Below are 21,800 nucleotides of genomic sequence, written 5' to 3'. Positions count from 1 at the left end.
GAGCGGTCGCGGTCGCCCTAATGCTTACCCTCATCGACGGCTTCGACGTTTCCGTCATGGCGTACGCGGCGCCCAGCCTGTCGCACGCCTGGCGCATCGACGCGGTGACACTCGGCTATCTGCTGAGCGCCGGCCTGTTCGGCATGGCCGCCGGGTCTGTCATCCTCACCCCGGCGGCGGACCGCATCGGCCGCCGCAAGCTGACACTGCTCTCGATGACGATCGTCAGTCTCGGCATGGTGCTGTCAGTCTTCAGCCAGGACGCGGCCCAACTGATGGCCTTCCGTGCGCTGACCGGGCTCGGCGTCGGCGGCATGATGGCCAACCTGAACGTCCTGGTGTCCGAGTACGCGTCGGACAAGAGCCGCGGCTCCGTCATCGGCATCTATGCCGCCGGATATCCCATCGGTGCCACAACGGGAGGCTTCGCCGCCAATCCGCTGATCGCGCACTTTGATTGGCGTGCGGTATTCGTGACGGGGGCAGCCCTCAGCGTGATCATGCTCGTGATCTCCTGGCGCTGTCTGCCAGAGTCCTTGGACTTCCTGCTCACCCGCCGTCCTGCCGACGTGCTCGGCAGAACCAATGCGATCCTGGCGAAACTGGGCCACCCGGCCCTGACCGAGCTGCCGGCGCGGCAGGAGACGCAGCGCCCGCAAGGCGCCGCACGGCAGATCCTGACCCGGCCCACCCGCTCACAGACCCTCAAGCTCTGGGCCGGCTACGGCTGCCTGGTGGCGGCGTACTACTTCGCCAACACGTGGATGCCGAAAATCATGGCCTCCGTCTCCGGCGACGATGCGCTGGGCGTCACCGTGGGCACGGTCGCCAATCTGGGTGGCATCATCGGCTGTTTCCTCTTCAGCGCCCTCGCCCGCCGATGGCGCAGCCGACTGCTCCTGGCCGGCGCGCTGACCGCAGCAACCGTTTCCTACGCGCTGTTCGGACAGATCTCCGGACACATGGGGGTGGCCATGGCCGTAGTGGCACTCCTGGGGTTGCTGACCACCGCGGCGATCGCCGGGTTCTACACCGTGGCACCCGGCGTGTATACCCCCGCCGCCCGCGCCACCGGCATGGGATGGATGATCGGCATCGGGCGGCTGGTGTCCATCACCGCGCCCATCCTGGTCGGCTACCTCCTCTCCGGAGGATGGGCCCCACAGAAGATCTTCTTCCTCTTCACCGTCCCCCTGCTCGCCTCCCTGCTGTGCGTCGTAGCGCTGAGAAAGCCGCGGCCACGCGAACGGTCTCCCGAGCCAGTGGCCGTAGCAGCCGAGTAGTCCGCAGCCCTGCAAGATCAGCCTGAGCCGGGCCGCGCAGGAGCTCGATCCCTCCTGCGCGGCTTTGACCACACCGCAGACTCCTGACGGCACTGCCGCACCGACGGCGGCCCGGCGCGGCGGCCCCACCGGCCGACCGCACGCCACGCGCACCGGACGGATGTCCACGGAGCACCGACCTCACCGGCGTGTACCGGCAGCACGGTGCGCACGATGCGGTTCGCTCCTTGCCCGTCCGTTCAGCGGTAATCCCCATGGGGCGGGAACCGCACGGGGATTACCGCTGGACGGACCAGTGCCGCCAAAGCGACGAACTGCGACGAGGTCGACTGCCACGAGGGCCTGGCCGCCGCCCGCGCCCGCGGCCGGGTCGGCGGGCGCCCCACGGTGGCCACTGAGGAAGTCATCCGCGCTGCCTGCGACCTGCTGCCCGACCCCGGTCGCTCCGTCACCTCGATCGCCGGGCTGCTGGGCGTCTCCCCGGGTACCCTCTGCAACCACATCCCGGACCTGAAGGAACTGTGCGCTGGCACCGTTCCCCGCCAGCTCGAAGCCCCTACGACGTAGGCGAAACCCAGCAAGATCAATCTCACCAGGATTTCCTGTACCTCAACTACTCACGCCCGGAGGTGGCGGCTGTTTTGACTGCTTTGCGTCGTCGGTGGCAGCAGCCGGTGAACTGGGGCCAGCGTGCGGCCGTTTCGGGTAGCCCGCCCTGTGCCGGCTCGCAACTGTCCCGGCCCTGGACCGGCTCCACGTTGCTCGGAAGCGGGCCGGCCAACGTCATGCGGCCGACCGGGCCCCCACCACGACCCGCGGGAGACTGAACGAGTACCCAGGCTCAGTCCACGTCGACGTCCACGTCCACGTCCACGTCCACGAACAGCGTGTGCATCGCGCCGAGTACGCGGAGGCACGCGTCGACGTCCGCCATGGTCAGGTCGCCGTCCACGCGACGCAACAGCGCGAGTTCGCGGGCTCGCACGGCGCTGATCGCGGCCCGGCCCTCATCGGTGAGCCTGATGAGTGACGAGCGACGGTGCGCGGGGTTGGCTACGCTCTCCACCAGGCCGTGCCGCGCCGCATCGTTCACCATGCGACGAACGAACTGCCGGCTGAGTGCCTGCGCCCGCGCCATCTGCGGCACCGTCGTCGGCCCCTGGGCACGCAGGAGATCGAGCACCGCGCGCACCCCGACCGACAGGCCCTCGATCGGCGCCGTCTGCTCCACCTTGCGATGGACCCGCCGGTAGAGCGGGCCGACCACGTCGAAGACCTCAGTGAGGCGTCCGGCCAGTTCGTCCCGGGAGAGCGCTGGGCGGGCCTCGGTATGTTCGTCCGTCATACGTTCATCATGACACCTTGGTTGCCAAGTCACCTCGAGAATGACACCTTAGTTGTCATGAGTGTCGATCTCGCATCCGTTCCGATCCGTTCCCTGCAGACGGTCGATGGCCTACTCGCCTACCGTGAGGCCGGTTCCGGGCCGCCTCTGGTGTTCCTGCACGGCGGCTTCCTCGATCACCGCATGTGGGAGGAACAGATCCTGGTCTTCGCCGCACGCCATCGGGTCATCGCGTTCGACGCCCGCGGGCATGGCGGCTCAGACAACGCGACCGGCCCGTTCCGGCCCGCCGACGACGTCGCCGCGCTGCTGCGCGGCCTGGAGGCGGACCCGGCAGTACTCGTCGGAGTGTCGATGGGTGGGGCCACCGCCGTCGACTGCGCGCTGGAACACCCGGACCTGGTCCGCGCGGTCGTCGTCAGCGGTGTCGGCACCAGCGAGCCCGTCTTCGAGGACCCGTGGGCGCTGGATGTCCTTTCGGCCGAGGGGCGGGCGCTGGCGGCGGGCGACGCGGCCGGCTGGGTCGAAGCGTTTCAGCGGTTCGTCGCCGGCCCGCACCGCGACCCGGCCGACGTCGATGCCAACCTGATGCGACGGGTGCGGGAGATGGCACTCGGCACGCTCGGCAAGCACGCGCCCGGCGAAGCGGACCATCGGGTACCGGTCACGGCCACCTGGGAGCGCGCGCCCGGGATCGCCGTCCCCGTGTGCGCGATCAACGGTGCCCTCGACGCACCGGACCACCTCGCCATGGCAGGCCGCCTGGCGAAGCTCGTCCCCGGCGGGCACACCGCCACGGTGCCTGCGGCCGCGCACTACCCCAACATGGAGAACCCGGCCCGCTTCAACGCCGAACTGACGTCGTTCCTGGAGACCGTATGAGCAGCGCCCTTCTGGTGATGGACGTCCAGCGAGCCATCGTGGACATCGCCGACGACGGCTCCGGATACCTCCCGCGCCTGCGCAGGGCGATCGACGGTGCCCGGGAGGCGGACATTCCTGTCATCTACGTGATCATCGCGTTACGCCCGGGCTTTCCGGAAGTCGGCCCGCGCAACAGGGCACTGACCGCCGTCGCGCGAGCCGGGCTCCATGTCGAGGGCGACCCCGGCACCGAAATCCACCCCGATGTCGCGCCTCGGCCGGGCGAGGTGGTGGTCACCAAGAGACGGGCGAGCGCGTTCTCGGGCAGCGATCTCGACGTGGTGCTCAGGGCGCACGGCATCGACAGCCTCGTGCTCACCGGCATCGCCACCAGCGCCGTGGTGCTGCACACCCTGTGCCAGGCCAACGACCTGGACTTCGACCTCACTGTCCTCGCCGACGCCTGCCTGGACACCGACGCCGAGGTCCACCGGTTCCTCACCGAGAAGCTGTTCCCGCAGTGGGCGGACGTCGTCACCGTCGACGACTGGCTCAATGCCACCACACCCCGGTAGCGGCAAACGGGGGAGAGCCTGGTGTGTGGTGGTGCACGTCGGCGCATCGCTGCTGCTCCGGGAACGACCTTGCCGTGATGCTCCGTCACGGCAAGGTGAAAATCCTTGTGGGCAGCGATGCCGCCTTCGACGAGCCGGGCAGGCCAGCGGCGCTGGCCGAACGCGCGATCGTCGCGGCGTGCGAGCCGACTGGCTGGTGCGCGAGCCGGCGTGATGGCGCTCAGGTGAGGTAGGAGAGGCGGTGGAGGGAACCGGCCGCACGCGACATCGGCTTGGGGCGTGTCCGATGGGTCGCGTGACTCGCACTGTGGCGAGTCGTTTCGGTCGACGTGGGGCGGGGTGCGCGCAGCTGAGCAAGGACTACGACCAGGGCACGCACCCCGTCCCTTACGATCCCGAAAAACGGCGCTGTCACGTTGTTGGATGTGTGGGTGTCTACCGGTGTGTCGGGGCATGGTGGGCCTGCGGTCCGGGCCTGTGTTCAGGCCGTGGTGGGCTGGCCGACAGCGCCGGTGATCTGGTCCCAGATGGCGAAGCGGATGGTCATCTCGGCTCGGTGGTCGGGGCGGTCATCAGGTGGCGGTGGGGTCGGAAGTGGGGTGAGATGCCGCTGAACGCGGACAGGAACCGCTGGGCCGCGCCGACACTGCGGAAGCCCTTCATCGCGCGTTCGCGCCGGCGGGTGGGCTGGTGGCTGTTCTCCGCCCGATTGTTCAGGCCCTTGTGGGAGCGGCGTTCGACCGAGGGCATGACCTCGCGGTGGGCCGCGCCCTAGGAGCGGAGCTTGTCCGTGACAATCACTCGCGGCACCGCGCTCGTCTTCTTCATCAGTCTGCGGAAGAAGCGCCGGGCGGCGGCCTTGTCCCGGCGGCTCTGCACGAGGATGTCGAGCACGTTGCCGTCCTGGTCGACGGCCCGCCACAGGTACTTCCGCTCCCCGTTGACCTTGATGAACACCTCGTCCAGATGCCATTTGTCCCCGGGCCGGGGCCGGCGGCGGTGCAGTCTGTCGGCGTAGGCCTGCCCGAACTTCCGGCACCACCGCCGGACCGTTTCGTAGGAGACGACGACGCCGCGCTGGAGCATCAGCTCCTCCACCTCACGGAAGCTGATCGGGAAGCGGAAGTACAGCCACACGCAGTGGGAGATCACCTCGACCGGGTATCGGTGCCCCTTGTACGACGGCGACGCGCTCCCCACCGGCGATCCCCTCCACCATGATCAACCCGAGGATCCTCCCACGCCATCCGCCAACGTGACAGTGCCGCCCTTCTGGGTCATGGCTGCAGGGTCAGTTGGCGGTTGTGCCGTGGGACCGGTGGTTGTGGCGTGTGGGTGAGGAACGCCTTGTGTAGCGCGCGAACGGTGTCGGCAAGGTAGGAGGGAGGGCACATGAGGGTGATTCGTGTGTCCGTCATGGTCAAGGGTGTGAAGGGGATCCCGACGCGTGTCAGGGTTCTGCGGAGTGTCGCGAGTGTTTCGGGGTGGGCGCACAGGCCGGACCCGATCAGTGAGGCGGTAGCGATGTACTCGTCGTAGGGGACGTCCCCGTGTCCGGTGTGCGAGGGATACGAGCGCGGGGTGGACCGTCCGGCGGCGGTGGATGTGGTTGCGTGGAGGCGCAGGGTTGGTGCCGGTTCGGGGCGGCCGGGCAGAGTGATCTTGGTGTTGTGGGGGTTGTGGGTTATGGCGATGACGGTCGGGCTCTGCTGCGCGTAGGTGACGTCGAAGAACTTGTCGGACACGATGGTTCCGGGGCAGTGGTTGTAGGACGAGCGGACGTGGAGGGTTACGCCGTGCTTTTGGGCGTATTCCACGCTGGACAGAGCTAGTACCTTTGCGCCGCTGGCTGCCATTTCGCGCATGTGCTGGTGAGTGAGGCAGGCCAGTGGCCGGGCTTCGGGGACGACTTTGGGGTCTGCGGTGTAGACCCCGGACACGTCGGTGTAGATCTCGCAGGCGTCGGCCTTGAGTGTGGCGGCGAGGGCGACCGCGGTGGTGTCGGAGCCGTCGCGGCCGAGTGTGGTGACGTCGGCGCTGCCGCAGGTCAGTCCCTGGAAGCCGGCTACCAGTGGGATGACGCCGCGGGCGAGTGCATTGCGGACCCGGTATGGATGGACATCGATGATGTCGGCGCTGCCGTAGGTGTGCGAGGTGAGGATGCCGGCCTGCCAGCCGGTGAAGGAACAGGCCTCGGTGCCGAGGGCGTTGAGTGCCATGGCGGTCAACGCGGTGCAGGCCTGTTCGCCCGTGGCCAGGAGGGCGTCGAGTTCCCGTGGGGGAGGAGCGGCGGTGATGCTCTGTGCGTCCGTCAGGAGCTGGTTCGTGGTGCCGCCCATGGCGGACATCACCACGACGATGTCGTGTCCCGCGTGGTGGGCGGCCGCGATGCGCTGGGCGACGGCCTTGATCCTTTCCAGGCTCGGGATGGAGGATCCGCCGTACTTCTGGACGAGCAGAGCCATGACGTCAGACTCCTCCTTTGGTGGAGCCGGCGGACGCTTTCGATGTGCAGGCTTGGACGACGTCGACGAGGATCGTGGTGGCGGTATCGATCACGTCGTCGGTGACGTTGAGCGGGGGCAGGATACGGATGACGGCGTCCTCGCGCCCGCCGCGTTCGACGATGAGGCCGCGCCGCAGCGCGTGCGTCTGCACGGCTGCCGCGAGCCGCGGGGCGGGCCGTCCGTCGTCGGGGCAGGCCAGTTCGATGCCCCACATCAGGCCGCGGCCGCGTACGTCGCGGACCCAGGGGGCGGCGACGAGTTCGCTGAGCGTGTTCGCGATCTGCTCGCTCCTGCGCTGTACGTTCCCCAGGACGTCGTCCCGGCGGATGATGCGAATGGTCTCCACGCCTGCGGCGAAGGCGAGTTGGTTGCCGCGGAAGGTGCCGATGTGGGCGCCGGGCGCCCAGGTGTCGAGGGCGGCGTCGTAGAGGATGAGCGAGACAGGGATGCCGATGCCGGTGAGGGCCTTGGACAACACGATCACGTCGGGTTCGATGCCGTACTGCTCGAACGCGAACCAGGTGCCGGTGCGCCCGCAGCCGGTCTGCACCTCGTCGACGATCAAAGGGATGTGCAGGGCGCGGGTGATCACCCGCACGCGTCGCAGGAAGTCAGGGTGCGCGATGACCACGCCGCCCTCGCCTTGCACCACTTCCAGGATGACGGCAGCGGGCAGCGGGACGCCGCCGAGGCTGTCGGTGAGTGTCTGCTCCAGTTGGTCTGCGCACTCCTGGGGGCCGAGGCGGCTTGCTGGTCCCGCTGGGTACGGGCCGAGGGAGCCGTAGGGGAGGAAGTGGACACCGGGCATCCCGTCGTGGACAGGCGTCTTCTGTGCGACCAGGCCGCTGACGGCCATGGCGCCGTGCGTGCTGCCGTGGAAGCCGCCGCGGAAGGCGATGACGCCCCCGCGACCGGTGGCGGTCTTGCAGAGCTTGAGGGCTGCCTCGACGGCGTTGGCTCCGGTGGGTCCGCAGAAGTGTACTTTCATCCGGGCGCGCAGGCGCGGCGGCAACATGGAGAGCTGGGCCTGGGTGAAGGCGTCCTTGATGGGGGTGGGGAAGTCCAGGCCGTGGGTGAGGGCGCTGAGTTGCCGGGCCACGCTGCGGACGATCTCTGGGTGGTTGTGGCCCAGAGAGAGGACGCCCGCGCCGGCGAGGAAGTCGATGAAGAGGTTCCCGTCGACATCGCGGACGAAGCTCCCTGCCCCTTCGGCCAGCGCGATCGGCAGGTGACGGGGGTAGGTACGGGCCCGTGACTCCCACCGTTCCTGACGAGCCAGCAGTGCTGCCGAACGTGGGCCGGGCAGCTCGCCGGCCACGTGTGGCCATACCGGTTCGCGGGTTCCCGCGTGCAGGGGCGTGATCATGACGGGCCTCCCTTGGAGAAGGCGGATGGCTGAGAAGGAAGACCGGGACCGGGATCGCGATCCTGCACCGTACTGGTTGTGGACGCGCGGTCGTGGCGGGGCGCGGCGGGGATGCCCCGCCAGCGGGTGCCGTCCGGCAGGCATTCGCCCTTCATCACCAGGGACAGCGCGTCCAGACGGGCACCGGCACCGACGCGTGCGTCGTACAGGACGACGGAACGGAGTCCGATCGAGGCGCCGTCGTCGACGGTGACCCGGTCCATCTTCATGACACGGTCCTCGAACAGGTGGGTCTGCAGCGAGGTGAATTCGCCGACGGCGGCGTCGTCACCGACGTGGACCAGGTCGAACTCGGTCATGAAGGTCGTGGCCATCCAGACCCGGCGTCCGATGCGAGCGCCGAACATGCGCATCACCGTGCCCATCCACGGCGTGCCGGTGAGCAGGCTCACCAGGACCGGCACCACAAGGTTCTCGTACAGGCCGGTGACCAGTTCCGTGCGCCGCACCCAGACGCTCCACAGGGGCTCCACGCGTGGCCGGTACCTTCCCACGACCGCCCACTTGACTGCCACGGCGACCACCGTGCAGCCGAGACCGGCGCCCAGGAGCAGGGCGGGTCCGAGCAGCACCACCACCGCGGGCGAGAGGGAACCCACCATGTGCAGTGCGGCGAACAGGACGCCGAGGACGCTCAGGGCGCTGACGGTCGCCGGCAGGGTGACCCGGAAGTACTCGATGGCCAGGCGCGCCGCTACAAGGCCGCGGCTCGGTGTGTAGGTCAGTTTCGCGGGGAAAGCCTGGCTCGCCTCGCGGCGGGGCAGGAAGATCGCCGGTGAACCCAGCCAGGTCGTCTCCGGGTCCATGGGCCTGGTCGGCGCGAGCGAGTGAACCCCGAGGAGGCTGTTGTCGCCGAGCCGGCAGGAGCCGGGCACCAGCGCGCCGTTACCGACGAAACTTCGCCGTCCGATCTGCGCCGGGGCCAGGGCAATACGGCCCCGGTGGAAGATCGCCGGGCCCACGACGCTGACGTCGGCCAGGAAACTGCCTTCGCCGACAACGAGCATGTCGGGATCGACGAAGTTCACGGTGGCGACCTCGGCCCAGCGCCCCGTCCGTGCGCCCATCGCCCGCAGGAACGGCACGAGATAGAGGGTTGAGTACAGGGCCTGAGTCATGGTCAGGCTGACCAGCATCAGGCCGTCGCTGATCCACTTGCGCACCCCGAAAGTGCTGCGTTCGGGGTGGATCCCGGCATGTGCGGAGGGCATCACGACGCGTTTGGTCACGAGGGCGAAGAGGCAGGTGGCCAGGGGAACCAGCGGACCGGCCGCTGCCACTGCCGCCAGGGCCCACACCAAGCCGTACCGCCAAGCGGTGAATTCCACCAGCGCCGAGGCGGAACCGAAGATCACCATCGGGCCCAGCACGAGCAGTAGCGCCCCCGCGCCGTACCCGGCGAGCACCCGCGCGGGCCAGGGTTCGTCGTCGGCTCGGGCTTCCAGGTCCCGCAGCAGTGCCGGCGCGGTGTCCTGCCGTGTGGCCGGGGAGCCGGCCCAGTGCTCACCGCGCGGCACGACGCAGTCCTCCGGCACGAGCGACTGCTCGCCCACGCTGGCGCCATCGCCGATCACCGCCCCCGGCAGAACCACGCTGTTGGCCCCCACGAAGCACCCCGACCCGATCCGGATCGCCCCCAGGCGCAGGCGCCCGGACTCGACGGTATAGGTCTGCAGTCGGGCCCCGTAGCCGATGCTCGTCCCCGCGCCGATCCACAGCAGCGACGGTGGAGCCAGCATCGCCTGCACATGGCAGTGGCTGCCGATCCGCGCGCCGAGCAGGCGCAGGCACGCGGCGAGCAGCGGAGAGCCGGCCAGCAGCCGCAGCGGCGTCAGCGCGAGGACCTTGCTCTGCATCCAGAACCGCCAGTACGTCACACCCCACAGCGAATAACGCCCCGGGCCGACCCCCGCCATCAGCAGTCGGCTCACTGGCAGCGGCAGCACCAGCAAGGTGATCGCGAGCCATCCGATCTCCAGGAGCGTGATCGCCGGGACCGGCAACCGGACGAGGTGGTCCAGGACTCCGGCGGTGGGCACCGGCACCCGGACGTGCCCGGACCGGAACAGCCGGTAGAACAAGACGGTCATCGCGAATGCGGGCAGGAACAACCACGCGTACAGTCCGGCGAGCTGGGCCACGCCGCAGACCATCACCCGCGTCGTGGAGTGGTCCGGGGGAGCCGGGGCCACCTCGGTAGGGGCCGGCGGCCCGGCCTGCGACTCTGCGTCGAGGACTTCGATGAAGGATGCCAGGCCCCTGAGTGTGGGGTGGGCGTACAGGTCCCCCATGGCCACGTCCCGCAGTTGGGGATCCTGCCGCATCCGCGAGACCAGGCGGGCAGCGGTCATGGAGTGCCCGCCCAGGTCGCAGAAGAAGTCCTCCTCCACCGAGATCGCGCCGCACCCGAGCACGTCGGCCCACAATCCGGCCAGCCGCTGTTCCAGCGGTGTCGTGGGGTCGACGCGCGGTCGCGAACGCCGGCCCAGCGGGGGCGAGACCGGGGCGGGAAGCGCGGCGCGGTCGACCTTGTCCGCGGCCAGCAGAGGGAACCCGGAAAGCACCTCCAAGTGTGCAGGCACCATGTACCCCGGCAGCCTGCCCTGCAGCCGGATCCGCAGACGCTCCCGCAGGTCTGCCTCCGAGACAGTGTCCGGCGCGGCGGCGAGGGCGACGTAGCCGACGAGGTCCTGAGCGGAGCCGTCACGCTCCAGCGGAGTGACGACCGCGTTCTCCACCGCATCGTCCTCGCGCAGCACTTCCTCGATCTCCGCCAGTTCGATGCGGTAGCCGCGGATCTTCACCTGCGTGTCGACCCGGCCCAAGTATTCGATCTCGCCGGTCGTGGTGCGCCGTCCGCGGTCCCCGGTGCGGTAGACCCGCGGGGCGACCGCGCGGTCCCGGGCCATCGGGTTGGGGACGAACCGCTCCGCGGTGAGGGCGGGCCGGTTGACGTAGCCGATCGCCACGCCCGGGCCCCCGATGCAGATTTCCCCGGGCTCCCCTGCCGGAACGGCGCGAAGCGATTCGTCCAGGATATAGAGCCGGTACGTGGGCAGCGGGGTGCCGATGGTGACCGGCCGGTGCGGCACGGGTTCGCTGCAGGTAGCAGTCACCGTCGTCTCGGTCGGACCGTACGCGTTGAGAATGCGTACGTCGGGGCGCCACCAGCGGCGCACCAGGTCGGCAGGGCACGCCTCGCCGCTCAGGAGCAAGGTACGCAGCCGCGGCAGCTCCGGTTCGAGGGTGGCCAGCAGCGTGGGCACGCAGCACAGGACGGTGATGCCGCGCTCGGCCAGAAACGCGGTGAGGTCCGGGCCCGCGATCCGGCCTCCAGTCGGCCCCGCGACCAGCGTCGCCCCCGCGATCCAAGTCGGCCAGATCTCCTCCAACGCGAAGTCGAAGGCGATCGACAGGCCCTGATAGACCCGGTCCTGACCGGTCACGCGGTAGAACGGCGTGACCACCCGCAGGAAGTTCACGATGCTCGCGTGCGAGACCGCCACGCCCTTGGGCCGTCCGGTGGTGCCCGATGTGTAGATGACGTAGCAAGGAGAGGAGGGAGCGATCTCGACACCGGGCCGCCCGGCCGGCAGCGCGGCCAGCCGATCGACCACGCGGTCCACCTCCAGCACCGCGCACGGCAGGTGCAGGGTGCGGTCGGACAAGGATGACGACGTCACGAAGTCGCGCAGCCCCGCGTCCCGAACGATGAACTCCAGCCGGTCGGCCGGGAACGCCGGATCCAGTGGTACATAGCTCGCCCCCGACTTGATCACGCCGAGCAGCGCCACATAGGAGTCCAGGGACCGGTCGAGCAGAATGCCCACGCCGTCACCCGGCCCCACCCCTCGCGTCAGGAGCAACCGGGCCAGCCGATTCGCCTGCCGGTCGAGCTCGGCGTAGGAGAGCCGTTGCGCACCACACTCCACGGCAGTGCACTCCGGGCCCCTGTCGCATGCGCGCTCGAAGCACTCGTTCAGGAGTCGCACATCGGACCAGAACTGATTACTTGCCTCTGGGGGCCCTTCCTGTACGGCGGCACAGGCCTCGTCGGGCGGCGGCAGCTCCATCTGTCCTGTCATCGCTACCGTCTCCCTCTGCAGCGAACCGCTCCCGGGGCTGCTGTCCGGCAAGACCGCGATCTGGCGATCCCCGATCCGCGATCGCGGGACTCCGCCGACATCCATCACGCTATCGAGCACCTGGTTAGCGTCCGCTGCGGGGAGGGTTAGGCCACGGTTAATGCGTGGGTGTGCGAGCGTCCGCACTTCAACGGCGGCGAGGTCGCAATCATCGACAAGCGCCGTCTGCCAAGCGTGGATGCCTGCGGTCAGTCCAGGTCAGGGCCTGAGTTCTGCGGGTTCGGCCGGGGGATGAGCCAGGTGAAGCAGGGACGCGGGGCCCGGCGGGAGACGAACAGCCGCCCCCCTTCGGCCTCCACCAGGGATCGTGCGAGCGTCAGCCCGATGCCGTGCTCTTCGCCCGCCGGGCGGCGGGCGAAGAGGTCCTGGCCTTCGGGCAGCCCCGGCCCCTCGTCTTCGACATCGACGGCCAGGACCTCGCCGGCGTCCCTGGCCCGCACGGTCACCTCTCCCCGGCCGTGGGTCGCGGCGTTGGCGATCAGCACATCGAGCACCTGGCAAGCGGCTTGCCGGGAACCGACGGCCGGCGGCAGGTCGTCCTCGACCACCACCCTCAGGCGACGGCCCGCCGCCGCGAGATCGTCCCACCATCGCCTTCGGGCTTCCGAGAGCAGAGCCGCTACATCCAGCAAGGTTCGCTCCGGTACGTCGCGCGCCAGGGCCAGCAGGTCGTCCACGATCGTCGTCATATGGTCCAGCGACTCCAACGCTGCGCGCATCGCTGCGTGCGGGTCGGAGGGCGGACTGACGGCGAGTTCGCTCTCCAGCTCCAGGCGCGTACGGGCCAGCGCAGTGCGCAATTGGTGGGATGCATCGGCGCTGAAGGACCGCTCCCGCTGCAGCCGCCGGTCGAGCCGGTCGGCGGCACGGTTCAAGGCGATGGCTACCGCGTCGGCCTCCGGCAGCCCGCAGATGGCGGCCCGCGCGGTCAGCTCGCCGTTCTCCAGTTGCCGCGCGGTCGCCGCCAGCGCCTCGAACGGCTGCGCCAGTCTCCTGCTGGACCACACGGACACCAGGGCCGCGGCGCCGACGGCCAAGGCTCCGAGCCCTCCCATGGCAAGCCAGGTAAGGGCCGAACGGCGCCACGCCCACGCGGCGCTACGGCTGACCTGAACCGCACCGCGCACACGCTCGGCGGACCCCACCGGAACTGCCACGACCAGGTTCCCGCCGACCTGGCGCGATTGCACGGAGCCCGCCAGGGCAGCCCGTACAGCGGCATCACCACTTGCGGGCCCCGAACCGGTCACCAGGCGCGCTCTGGTGTCGTACACCGCCAGCCGTGTGCCGGACCGCAGACGCGGCAGCTCACGCGGGTCGAGCTCCCGAACCTGCGTGGGTAGGGTCAGCGCGGCACGGTCGGCAGCCCGTTCCAGCTCACGGATCTCGTCCTGCCGGTACAGGCGCAGTACCGCCACGGCCAGAGGCACGGCGAACAGCAACAGCGCGCACAGCACCGCGACGACCGTGGCCCGCAGGATGCGGTGGCGCACCTCAGGCGTCCGACGGGGGCTCGAGACGGTACCCGAAGTGCCGCAGCGTGGTGATGTGCACCAGGTCCCCCAGCTTGCGGCGCAGCGCCGCGACGTGCACGTCCAGGGTCTTGGTCGAGCCGAACCAGTTCTCGTCCCAGACCTGGCTCATCAGTTCCTCTCTGCTCACCGCCTGTCCCGATGCCGCCGCCAGCACGGCCAGCAGGTCGAACTCCTTCGGCCGCAGCTCCACCTCACCCTCGGGCGCCAGGCACCGTCGCGCCGCGCGGTCGATCACCAGCCGCCCATGCCGGAGGCTCGCCGCTTCCGCCGTGCCGCCGCTGTCCGCCGCCCGTCGCAGGTGCGCCGTCACCCGCGCCACGAGCTCGGCGAGTCGGAACGGCTTGGTGAGGTAGTCGTCGGCGCCCGACTCCAGCGCCTGGATGACGTCCAATTCCCCGGTGCGGGCCGTCAGCACCACCAGCACCGCGCCCGGCAGCCGATCCCGCAGCCGCTGGCACAGCTCGAAGCCGTCTACGTCCGGCAGCCCCAGGTCCAGCAGCAGCAGGTCGACGCCGCCATCGGCGGCCCTGGCCAGAGCTGCCGCGCCGTTCTGGCACCAGTCGCTGTCATGTCCGACATTGCGCATCGAGGCCGCAAGTTTGGCTCCGATAGAGGTGTCGTCCTCCACGATCACGATGTGCGCCACACCACGAACGCTAACCACACAATCACTCACTGACCACTCGCCCCGCCCGCGCTCACGTCGCGAACTCCAGCGCCATACGGGTGTCCGAGTTCCCGGTATTTCTTCTGCTTGTGCAGTGCGGCCGCCATTCCTGACATTCCCTCAACGCTGCGCTGCGTGAGGACGACGGCGCTCGCACCGCTGGCTGCTCGAGCTGAAGAAGCCGCGGGGCTGCCAGAAACGGTCAGGTCCACTGCTGTCGTTCACTGTCCGACAAGACGTCCCACAGCAATCGCCGGGGCTGGGAGGCACTCCCGTGGCGGTATTCATCCACCAAATCGCTCTACTACCGAGCAATCCGTACGAAGACGGCCCGCAAGGCACTCACAGAACGCCGCCCTCACGGGTGAAACAACGGGCACAAACACCGGACGCCGAGGACCTGGTGACAACAAGCCTGCCTTTGTGACACCTATTGCGCTTCGGCTCACTGAAGTGCTCAATCGGGGGCTTCGTTGCTTTGTCAGAAGCTGAGTTCTACGTAGTCGATGTCGGTGAATTCGACCAGGAGCCCGTCGGCGTCGGCGCGTGGTCCTTGAAGTACTCCTGTTGGAGTCCTTCGGCGAGGACGGCCTGGAGCTGCTGCTCCGGGGCACCGGCAGCCTGTGCGTCGAAGAGGCGGGCTGCGTAGGTGGCGGGAAGGTGCTGGGTGATGCGCCGGATGCGTCCGTCGTCCGTGCTGCCGGGCGCGGCGGTGAACCCGAACCGCGCTCTCGTTTCCACGATGATGCCGGTGGAGGCGGCCGCGTTCTTCTTCGCGTTCTCCTTCACCCGCGGTTGCCACCGTGTGCGGACCTCATCGGCGAGCCGGGCCGCGAGCTGTGCCCGCGGCGTCTTGATCTGGTCCCTGACGTACCGCTCGATGGTGCGCTGGGACACCCCCAGCAAGTCGGTCACCGGCCTGGTGCCCTTCAGTCGTTTCACCAGGAACCGCACCTGCGCGCCCGCCGTTCTGGGGATCGGCCGGGTGGCCGCGGCGGCCACTGCATGACCGAGATTTTCGCCCACGACGCCCATCAGATGTTCCCGCGCCCCACAGTCCTCGGTGCTGCTGTCGGCCGCACCCGTTGCCTGCCCCTGCGCATGCCTGCCGCGTGCCTTGATGCCCGAGGGCACGTGAACCTGCGACTCTGCGCGCGGCCCCACAGTGCATCGAGCTCACCTGTGGTCCCATCGGCTGCCCTCCGAGCAAGAGCGGCTGGTCGCGGTCCTCTGTGACGGGGGATTGGGCGGACGAAACCACCGCTTCCGCAGTTGCCTGGACAGACTGGTAACAGCTGTTACCATGTGGGGTATGGCCAAGACACAGCTGGGCGCACGCGTGAATGAGGACGTCGCGGAACTCGCGAGGAAGCGCGCCGCCGACCTCGGACTGAGCATCGGGGACTACCTCGCCCGCCTCGTGCAGGACGACGCCAGCGGCCTGCGCGCCCGCGCGGTGGACGCTGCCGCCCGCTTCCTGTCCGAGCACCAGGCGGTCTTCGACGAGGCCGAGGATGCCCAGCAGACGCCTCCGGGAGTGCGCGCCGCGTGATGGAACTGCACATCGACGTTCCCTGGATCCTGCAGGTCGCCGAGGTGGCCGGTGCGGACGATCCCGCCCCCGACGACTACGGTGTCCCCGTCGCGGCTGTCGCCCGCCACCGGGCCGAACTCTTCGAGCAGCCCGTCTACGACGGCCCCTACGCCAAAGCCGCAGCACTCGTGCACAACCTCGGCCGGTGCCGCTGGCTCGAGCGCTCCAACATGGCCGTTGCCGCCGCCACCGGCGTCATGTATCTCGAAGCCGCCGGTATCTCCGTGAAGCCCACTCGCGACGACGCCATCGCTCTCAAAGACCTTCTCCTCGATTCCGCCTGCACCGCCGCGAGGATCGCCACGCTGCTGCGGACCTGGCCCACCACCACCTGACGCTCGAAGGCGCGGCTGAGCCGCAGGCAGTTGTTGGTCACTCGGCCGAGGGGGAAGTTGTACGGCTCGTGGCCGGTGGCCGGCCGGGCGTTCAGTGGCCCGCTGGCCGTCGGTGCAGTGTTTCGGCCACAGACTGATCCACCCCCTGCGCAACTGATCCACCCCGTGCGCAGCAGCGCTGCGAGATCGACGGCAACCGCGGCGGCGAGCCGCGTACAGCGGGCGCATCGACGCCTCCCCGGAAGCGGACCAAGGAAAGGGCGGTACAGCCCTAGCCGCACCCAGAAGCGGCAGGTACTCCGCCCCCATGCCGGCAACTGGCCACGCTGCCAGCCACCTGACTCACCGACGGTACCCGCAGGCGCTGACAACACCGGGTGCTTCGCGACGAGGTTGACACGGTCGCTGCCGCTGCGCTCGCCGCAGGCGGCTCTGAGGCGGATGGCGCCGAGGACCACGGCTTCATGTACTCACGCAGCTTCTTCGACCTCGACGGCCACCCCTGGCAAGTCATGTGGATGGATCCGGCGGCGGCGCAGCAGGGCCCCGAGGAGTTCGCGGCCCCCATGCAGAACGCCGACGCCCCCGCCTGACCCGTCACCAATGCGTTCCGCACGTTTGCCGTCGTCGGCCAGCCGTAAGCCCACGGGTCGGCCGGCGACCGCAGCGAAACGCCGACCCGGCATGGGCGCGATGTCGTGTCGCTGCGAGATCCTTGCCGTCGATGGTTACGACGTTTGATGACCGGTCCACATACGGGCCAGAAGGTCGCCACGTCCCGACGTCGAGGATCGCGTGCCGGTCACAAGGTGGCGACGACCAAGGTGATGTCGTCACGTGAACCTCCGCTGACGCCGAGTCGGCCCAGAGCAGCGTCGGCGAGGTGCTCTGCATTCAGCCCGGCGCAGGCGGCGAGGGCGGCCGTCAAGCGGGCCAGACCGACATCGATGTCTTCGCCGCGGCGCTCGATCAAGCCGTCGGTATACAGAACGAGGGCGTCGCCATGGTTGTACGTGAGAGCGACCTGCGAGCGAGGGACGTTCTCGTCCCAAATGCCCAATGGCGGGTCGGCGGCCTGATCCAGCAGCTCGCAGCTGCCGTCGGCGTGCAACAGGACGGGCGGCGGATGCCCCGCAGTGCTGTAGACCAGCAGACGCATGCCGATGTTGATCAGCACCTGGACGGCCGTGGCGGCCAGCGCTCCCTCGACCGAGCAGGCATACATCCCCAGCACCTCCAGCGCCCCCGCGGGCCCGGGGTTCGACCGGCTCGCGGCGCTCAACGCGCTGCGCGGCATGCCCATGACGGCCGCGGCCGCAAGATCGTGCCCGACCACATCGCCCACCGCGAGAGTGAAGCGGTTCCCGGGCAGGTCGACCACGTCGAACCAGTCCCCGCAGATATTCAGCGATGCCACCGCCGGCAGATACCGCACAGCAACGTCCTGGTGTTGCGCGAGATCCGGCGACTGCAGCATGGCCTCCTGCAAGGCGACGGCGACCCGCCGCTCCTGGGCATGGGCCTCCTGCAGTTCCTCGGTCAGCCGCCGCGACTCCTGCGCCCTGGCATACAGCTCGGCCTTCATATCCTCTGCCCGCCCGCTTCGGCCCAGGGGGTGGTGGTCGGCGTGGTAGGGGTGGACGAACTCTGTCATGTCCTCCACCCGGTGGATGATCAATGCCACCTTGCCGTCCGGCCCGGGAACGGGAATGTGGAATACGGACCACCACCGCTCTTCGAACCTGTCCGAGGCGACGGGAATGTCGTACTTCTGCAACGTGATGATGTCCGGTTGCCCAGAGGCGAGGACTTGGTGCAGCGACGCCGCGGTCAGCTTCACGGCCGCTACGACGTCCGGGTCGGCGGGGTTGACCGGTAGGGCATCGAAAAAGTCCAGCGAGCTGCACGGCGCCCGTGCCCGGCTCGAGCGCCGCTCCGAGCTGCTGCGGGCCGGTACCGCCTCAACCCTGTGGGCCATCCTCGACCAGGTCGTCGACAGCTACGCGCCGGTCGTCGCGGAACTCGACCGCGACATCGAGCAGATCGAGGCCACGGTGTTCTCCGGGGTGGTCGCACCGACCGAACGGATCTACTTCCTGCGTCGTGAGGTCACCGACTTCTACCGCGCCGTGCACCCACTGCTCGCCGTGCTCTCCCGGCAGCTGCAGCCCGGCAAGTACCCGGCTCTGCCCGAAGAAGCCGCCCGACACGGTCTGGATCGGCCACCTCAGATTTCATGAATCCCTGATGCCGCATGTGCTTGAGGTCGAGAACGGGCAGGTCAGCTGGCCGACCTAGGCTCTGTCTCTTTGGTGAGCGCCGTGCCCGGACGAGGATGGCGGCGAGGTGGAGTGCGGCCTGGTAGACGATGGCGAGTTTGTCGGTCTGTGTGGCCAGGCCGCGCCACTGTTTGAGGCAGTTGCCCGCCGCGGGAGCTTGCGGCGGCGCAGCTGCCCGTCCGGGCTGCTCGGGCCCGATGTGAGACCTCAGCGTCCGGCCGGCAATGTCGGTGCCGCCCCCTAGGCTGCCGGGCATGGCCCGTTCCTCGAGCTCCTGCCGTACTTCCACAACGTTCACGACCATCTGCTGCTGGTCAACGAGGAGGTCGCCGCCCAGCGCGATCTGCTGACCACCGTCCTGGAGGTGAACATCGCGGTGGTCTCCGTCGAGCAGAACAAGATCAACCTCCAGCAGAGCGCCACGATGGAGCGGCTCACGATCGTCGCGGCACGCCACCGTCCACACCCTGCTGAAGGCAGGACACAGCCGACGCTCGATCGGCCGCCAGCTCCACATGACCCACCGCACCGTCAAGCGCCTGGCCGACGCCGCAGCCCCCGAAGATCTCTTCCAGGGGCAGTGGCAAAACCGCCCCACCATCCTCGATGAGTACAAGCCGTACCTCGATGACCGCTGGAACCAGGGATGCACCAATGCGTGGGCATTGTGGGAAGAGATTGCCCCGTTCGGCTACAAGGGCAGCTACCAGCGAGTTCGCGCCTACCTGCGGGAGAAGCGCCTATCACCTGGAAAGGTCTCCGTCCGCGCCATGATGTGCATCCACGGCGGTGCTGGCTTCGGCAAGACCCTCGCCGTCAACACCTGCCTGCGCGAACTCGAACCCACCGAGGACGTCCGCCGGGTCACCTTCCGTGCCCGGCCCGCCGCCCGCGCGGTGCGCTACGAACTCTTCACCGCGCTCGACCTGGCCGGTGAACCACCGTGCCATCCCAGCGAATTCGACCGCCTGCTGAAGACCGCCCTGGCCGAACGCCCCCGCACTTTCCTCGTGGACGAGGCCCAGTGGCTCAACGGGGAGGCATTCGAATACTTCCGCTACTTGTGGGACGAGCCCGCTACCCAGCTCGCGATCATCTTCGTCGGCGGCGAGGGCTGCCACACCGTGCTGCGCTGCGAACCGATGACGTAGCACGCCCAGTCACGCTGAGCAATCGTGCTCCGCTGGGCTTGATGCACTCCAGGAGATCAGCGTTCACGGCAGCATGATGATCTACTGCATAGAGTGACCATGTGCCCGGCTGGTCTGTATGAGGGCTTCCGGCGGCGAGCGAATGAGGCTGCAATGAGTGAACTGACGAAGCCCGAGATCGACCTTCCGGAGGGTGACGCTCCCACCGAGCTGACAATCCGCGACCTCGTCGTCGGGGACGGGCTTGAGGCGAAGCCGGGCAGGGTTGTCCAGGTTCACTACGTCGGGGTCACCTTCGAGTCCGGAAAGGAATTCGACACCTCCTGGGACCGGGGCCAGACGTTCAAGTTCGCCGTGGGCGGTGGCAAGGTCATCAAGGGCTGGGACCGCGGGGTCAGAGGGATGAAGGTCGGCGGCCGGCGCGAGATCATCGTTCCCCCGCGCCTCGGCTACGGCAACCAGTCACCCTCGCCGTTGATCCCGGCGGGCTCGACACTCGTCTTCGTGGTGGACCTGCTCTCCGTCGCAGTCTGAGGCCTTCTGCTACCCGGCCTCTCCGCCCGGGCAGGAAGCAGCGACCTGGGGACTCCCGTGCCACTCCCATGATCGTCTCGCAGGCGATAGCGTGCGCCGATGACTTGGCGGGGACCGACATATCGGATGGTGGATGGGGAGAGAATCGATGGGGCCTGGTGCCACATCTGGCGGCGTTATCGACCAGACAGTGAGTACTACCTCGACGACCTGATTGTCTTCGCGGATGGAGCGATCACCTGCGGAGAACGTACGGACCTGGCCGGCCTCGAGAAGATGCTGGCAACGGGCCGACTGGCGGTGACCAACCCTGAGACTCCACCCCTTCCCGACGAACCATCGAAGTGGGCCTCCCGTCACGGCGAACCGCTGACACCAGAGGGATTCCTTCTGGAAGTCGCTGATCGCATCGAAGCACTCAATGAGCGACCAACTGCCGGGCAACGTTGCTGGGTTGCGATCCGACGCTTTCAGCAGGAGCCAGCCGAGTCCAACCGAGCACTTCTCCGGGCGGCATATCTGGCGGTTCCGCCGCATCTTCGGATCTACGTCCTCGGAGATATGGACCGCCAGGACCGTCCCTTGCGGATCCTGCTCACGAACATTGGTGAGGTCGTCGACGGCGATGGCCCGGTAGTGACAGCGGAGATGCATCAGGACGTCCTGGATTACTTCAGCCGCGGAGATCAGGGAGTCCAGAGAGAGCAGGAGCGGCGAGCCATCCAGCATGCCGACGATCCTTCAGAACCCGGCCGACCGGCTCTCATCTCGCACGAAACCGTCTACCCACAGGGGTGGCCTGAGCAGCCGGGGCTGTTCATGCTCCGCAACGACTTCCCTGCACAGATCGTGTTCGCCGGCGAGTCCTATGCATCCGTACTGCATGGGTACTGGGCGCTGTCGGCGGCCGACGCTTCTGACAGAAGCAGAATCCGGGATGCGGCCTCCGGCAGAGAGGCGCATGACCTGGGTGGCCAGGCAACGCACCGGAGTGACTGGCCTAACGTTCGGCTCGCGGTCATGGCAGAGCTCCTTCGCGTGAAGTTCACTCAGCACCCTGAACTCGCCCAGGTCCTCGTTTCCACGGGGGACGCCAGGATCAGCTACACCGGCCTCTCGGACTCACCCTTCTGGCGAGATGTCCCCGACGGTCGGGGACGAAACTGGATGGGGCGGTTGCTCGAGCTGACCCGCTCCGAGCTGTTGCCCAGCAGTTGCTCCGGCCCGAGAACCCCAGCGGGCTGAAGTAGGAAGAGTTGCTGAGCGGTGAGAGTGCTCGACTACGCGCACATCGTGAGTAGACGTGCCGGACTACATCCGCTCCCTACAACCGTCCTGTGGGATCTCAAGTTCGGCTGCACAATCTCACCGCCCGCTTCATATCGACTGCACTCTCCGTGTTCCTCGACGAACTCGCCCACCGCGCACGGCACATCGAACTGGCCGGCGAGCCCCGCCGCAACATCTCCCACCGTGTCTGGGGCTACGCCTCCCTGCCCGTCTCACTCTCCGCGCGCGGATCATGGGTGAGCTATCCTGCGCGCATGCGCGGACAGTTCA

The 21,800-nt window shown here is 68.5% G+C and carries 17 protein-coding genes and 4 pseudogenes; 12 read left to right on the top strand and 9 right to left on the bottom strand.

What is annotated here, in order from left to right; all coding sequences use genetic code 11:
* The first annotated feature begins 20 nt into the window (after positions 1–20).
* Complete coding sequence (locus ACFU8W_RS47345; RefSeq protein WP_384051981.1) at positions 21–1,283, top strand: MFS transporter; 1,263 nt, start codon at positions 21–23, stop codon at positions 1,281–1,283.
* Between the two features lie 387 nt (positions 1,284–1,670).
* Positions 1,671–1,850: a hypothetical protein gene (locus ACFU8W_RS47340; protein WP_384051979.1), complete on the top strand. Its 180-nt coding sequence runs from the start codon at positions 1,671–1,673 to the stop codon at positions 1,848–1,850.
* A 274-nt stretch (positions 1,851–2,124) separates the two neighbouring features.
* Here ACFU8W_RS47340 and ACFU8W_RS47335 read toward each other — a convergent pair whose 3' ends face one another.
* Entirely contained in the window at positions 2,125–2,628 is a 504-nt protein-coding gene (locus tag ACFU8W_RS47335; RefSeq protein WP_384051977.1) for a MarR family winged helix-turn-helix transcriptional regulator, read from the bottom strand.
* Between the two features lie 57 nt (positions 2,629–2,685).
* Between ACFU8W_RS47335 and ACFU8W_RS47330 the strand changes: the two genes are divergently transcribed.
* Positions 2,686–3,510: an alpha/beta fold hydrolase gene (locus ACFU8W_RS47330; RefSeq protein WP_384051975.1), complete on the top strand. Its 825-nt coding sequence runs from the start codon at positions 2,686–2,688 to the stop codon at positions 3,508–3,510.
* Positions 3,507–4,067, top strand: coding sequence for a cysteine hydrolase family protein (locus tag ACFU8W_RS47325; RefSeq protein WP_384051973.1), 561 nt, complete (start codon positions 3,507–3,509; stop codon positions 4,065–4,067). The genes ACFU8W_RS47330 and ACFU8W_RS47325 overlap by 4 nt, the downstream gene beginning before the upstream one ends.
* Before the next feature lie 481 nt (positions 4,068–4,548).
* Here ACFU8W_RS47325 and ACFU8W_RS47320 read toward each other — a convergent pair.
* From ACFU8W_RS47320 to tpg, 7 genes and pseudogenes are all read right to left on the bottom strand, one after another.
* A pseudogene (locus tag ACFU8W_RS47320) lies at positions 4,549–5,267 on the bottom strand (IS6 family transposase).
* Positions 5,268–5,344: 77 nt separating this feature from the next.
* On the bottom strand, positions 5,345–6,532 hold the full coding sequence (locus ACFU8W_RS47315) for an aspartate kinase (protein ID WP_384051971.1): 1,188 nt from the start codon (positions 6,530–6,532) through the stop codon (positions 5,345–5,347).
* Between the two features lie 4 nt (positions 6,533–6,536).
* Entirely contained in the window at positions 6,537–7,940 is a 1,404-nt protein-coding gene (locus ACFU8W_RS47310; protein WP_384051969.1) for an aspartate aminotransferase family protein, read from the bottom strand.
* Positions 7,937–12,085 carry a Pls/PosA family non-ribosomal peptide synthetase gene (locus ACFU8W_RS47305; protein ID WP_384051967.1) on the bottom strand — a complete coding sequence of 1,383 codons (4,149 nt, stop codon included), beginning with the start codon at positions 12,083–12,085 and terminating at the stop codon, positions 7,937–7,939. Before ACFU8W_RS47305 ends, ACFU8W_RS47310 begins: the two co-directional genes overlap by 4 nt.
* A gap of 248 nt (positions 12,086–12,333) precedes the next feature.
* Positions 12,334–13,638, bottom strand: a complete 1,305-nt coding sequence (locus tag ACFU8W_RS47300) for an ATP-binding protein (RefSeq protein WP_384051965.1) — start codon at positions 13,636–13,638, stop codon at positions 12,334–12,336.
* Between the two features lies 1 nt (position 13,639).
* Positions 13,640–14,326 (bottom strand): response regulator transcription factor, encoded by a 687-nt coding sequence (locus ACFU8W_RS47295; RefSeq protein WP_384051963.1) that lies wholly within the window; start codon positions 14,324–14,326, stop codon positions 13,640–13,642.
* 502 nt (positions 14,327–14,828) lie between these two features.
* Positions 14,829–15,382, bottom strand: a pseudogene (gene tpg / locus ACFU8W_RS47290) (telomere-protecting terminal protein Tpg).
* 277 nt (positions 15,383–15,659) lie between these two features.
* On the opposite strand from tpg, the gene ACFU8W_RS47285 reads away from it, so the two are divergent.
* From ACFU8W_RS47285 to ACFU8W_RS47275, 3 genes are all read left to right on the top strand, one after another.
* Positions 15,660–15,899: a hypothetical protein gene (locus ACFU8W_RS47285; RefSeq protein WP_384051961.1), complete on the top strand. Its 240-nt coding sequence runs from the start codon at positions 15,660–15,662 to the stop codon at positions 15,897–15,899.
* Positions 15,899–16,276: a fic family toxin-antitoxin system, toxin component gene (locus ACFU8W_RS47280; protein ID WP_384051998.1), complete on the top strand. Its 378-nt coding sequence runs from the start codon at positions 15,899–15,901 to the stop codon at positions 16,274–16,276. Before ACFU8W_RS47285 ends, ACFU8W_RS47280 begins: the two co-directional genes overlap by 1 nt.
* 464 nt (positions 16,277–16,740) lie before the next feature.
* Positions 16,741–16,869, top strand: coding sequence for a hypothetical protein (locus ACFU8W_RS47275; protein ID WP_384051959.1), 129 nt, complete (start codon positions 16,741–16,743; stop codon positions 16,867–16,869).
* 209 nt (positions 16,870–17,078) lie between these two features.
* Here ACFU8W_RS47275 and ACFU8W_RS47270 read toward each other — a convergent pair.
* Positions 17,079–18,167, bottom strand: a pseudogene (locus ACFU8W_RS47270) (PP2C family protein-serine/threonine phosphatase); the annotation flags it as partial.
* On the opposite strand from ACFU8W_RS47270, the gene ACFU8W_RS47265 reads away from it, so the two are divergent.
* The 5 genes and pseudogenes from ACFU8W_RS47265 to ACFU8W_RS47245 form a co-directional block, all read left to right on the top strand.
* Entirely contained in the window at positions 18,058–18,516 is a 459-nt protein-coding gene (locus ACFU8W_RS47265; protein ID WP_384051995.1) for a CorA family divalent cation transporter, read from the top strand. The pseudogene ACFU8W_RS47270 and the gene ACFU8W_RS47265 overlap by 110 nt on opposite strands.
* A 554-nt stretch (positions 18,517–19,070) precedes the next feature.
* Positions 19,071–19,706, top strand: a complete 636-nt coding sequence (locus ACFU8W_RS47260; RefSeq protein WP_384051957.1) for an AAA family ATPase — start codon at positions 19,071–19,073, stop codon at positions 19,704–19,706.
* 153 nt (positions 19,707–19,859) lie between these two features.
* Positions 19,860–20,240: an FKBP-type peptidyl-prolyl cis-trans isomerase gene (locus tag ACFU8W_RS47255; protein WP_030976601.1), complete on the top strand. Its 381-nt coding sequence runs from the start codon at positions 19,860–19,862 to the stop codon at positions 20,238–20,240.
* Between the two features lie 126 nt (positions 20,241–20,366).
* Positions 20,367–21,485: an NADAR family protein gene (locus tag ACFU8W_RS47250; RefSeq protein WP_384051955.1), complete on the top strand. Its 1,119-nt coding sequence runs from the start codon at positions 20,367–20,369 to the stop codon at positions 21,483–21,485.
* A 92-nt stretch (positions 21,486–21,577) separates the two neighbouring features.
* Positions 21,578–21,800 (top strand): annotated as a pseudogene (locus ACFU8W_RS47245) (hypothetical protein); the annotation flags it as partial.

This window comes from Streptomyces sp. NPDC057565 (assembly GCF_042801455.1).
In the GTDB taxonomy this organism is placed as follows: Bacteria; Actinomycetota; Actinomycetes; order Streptomycetales; family Streptomycetaceae; genus Streptomyces; species Streptomyces yanii.
The sequence above is the reverse complement of the archived record's forward strand: the minus strand, read 5'-3'. Positions and strand labels throughout refer to the sequence as shown.

What these genes read in the sequence shown, in the direction of transcription:
- ACFU8W_RS47280 (WP_384051998.1), top strand. Translation starts at nt 15,899, where the DNA reads ATGGAACTGCACATCGACGTTCCCTGGATCCTGCAGGTCGCCGAGGTG.
- ACFU8W_RS47325 (WP_384051973.1), top strand. Translation starts at nt 3,507, where the DNA reads ATGAGCAGCGCCCTTCTGGTGATGGACGTCCAGCGAGCCATCGTGGAC.
- ACFU8W_RS47250 (WP_384051955.1), top strand. Translation starts at nt 20,367, where the DNA reads ATGGTGGATGGGGAGAGAATCGATGGGGCCTGGTGCCACATCTGGCGG.
- ACFU8W_RS47335 (WP_384051977.1), bottom strand. Translation starts at nt 2,628, where the DNA reads ATGACGGACGAACATACCGAGGCCCGCCCAGCGCTCTCCCGGGACGAA.
- ACFU8W_RS47310 (WP_384051969.1), bottom strand. Translation starts at nt 7,940, where the DNA reads ATGATCACGCCCCTGCACGCGGGAACCCGCGAACCGGTATGGCCACAC.
- ACFU8W_RS47275 (WP_384051959.1), top strand. Translation starts at nt 16,741, where the DNA reads ATGTACTCACGCAGCTTCTTCGACCTCGACGGCCACCCCTGGCAAGTC.
- ACFU8W_RS47315 (WP_384051971.1), bottom strand. Translation starts at nt 6,532, where the DNA reads ATGGCTCTGCTCGTCCAGAAGTACGGCGGATCCTCCATCCCGAGCCTG.
- ACFU8W_RS47255 (WP_030976601.1), top strand. Translation starts at nt 19,860, where the DNA reads ATGAGTGAACTGACGAAGCCCGAGATCGACCTTCCGGAGGGTGACGCT.
- ACFU8W_RS47345 (WP_384051981.1), top strand. Translation starts at nt 21, where the DNA reads ATGCTTACCCTCATCGACGGCTTCGACGTTTCCGTCATGGCGTACGCG.
- ACFU8W_RS47285 (WP_384051961.1), top strand. Translation starts at nt 15,660, where the DNA reads ATGGCCAAGACACAGCTGGGCGCACGCGTGAATGAGGACGTCGCGGAA.
- ACFU8W_RS47330 (WP_384051975.1), top strand. Translation starts at nt 2,686, where the DNA reads ATGAGTGTCGATCTCGCATCCGTTCCGATCCGTTCCCTGCAGACGGTC.
- ACFU8W_RS47265 (WP_384051995.1), top strand. Translation starts at nt 18,058, where the DNA reads ATGATGTCCGGTTGCCCAGAGGCGAGGACTTGGTGCAGCGACGCCGCG.
- ACFU8W_RS47260 (WP_384051957.1), top strand. Translation starts at nt 19,071, where the DNA reads ATGACCCACCGCACCGTCAAGCGCCTGGCCGACGCCGCAGCCCCCGAA.
- ACFU8W_RS47305 (WP_384051967.1), bottom strand. Translation starts at nt 12,085, where the DNA reads ATGACAGGACAGATGGAGCTGCCGCCGCCCGACGAGGCCTGTGCCGCC.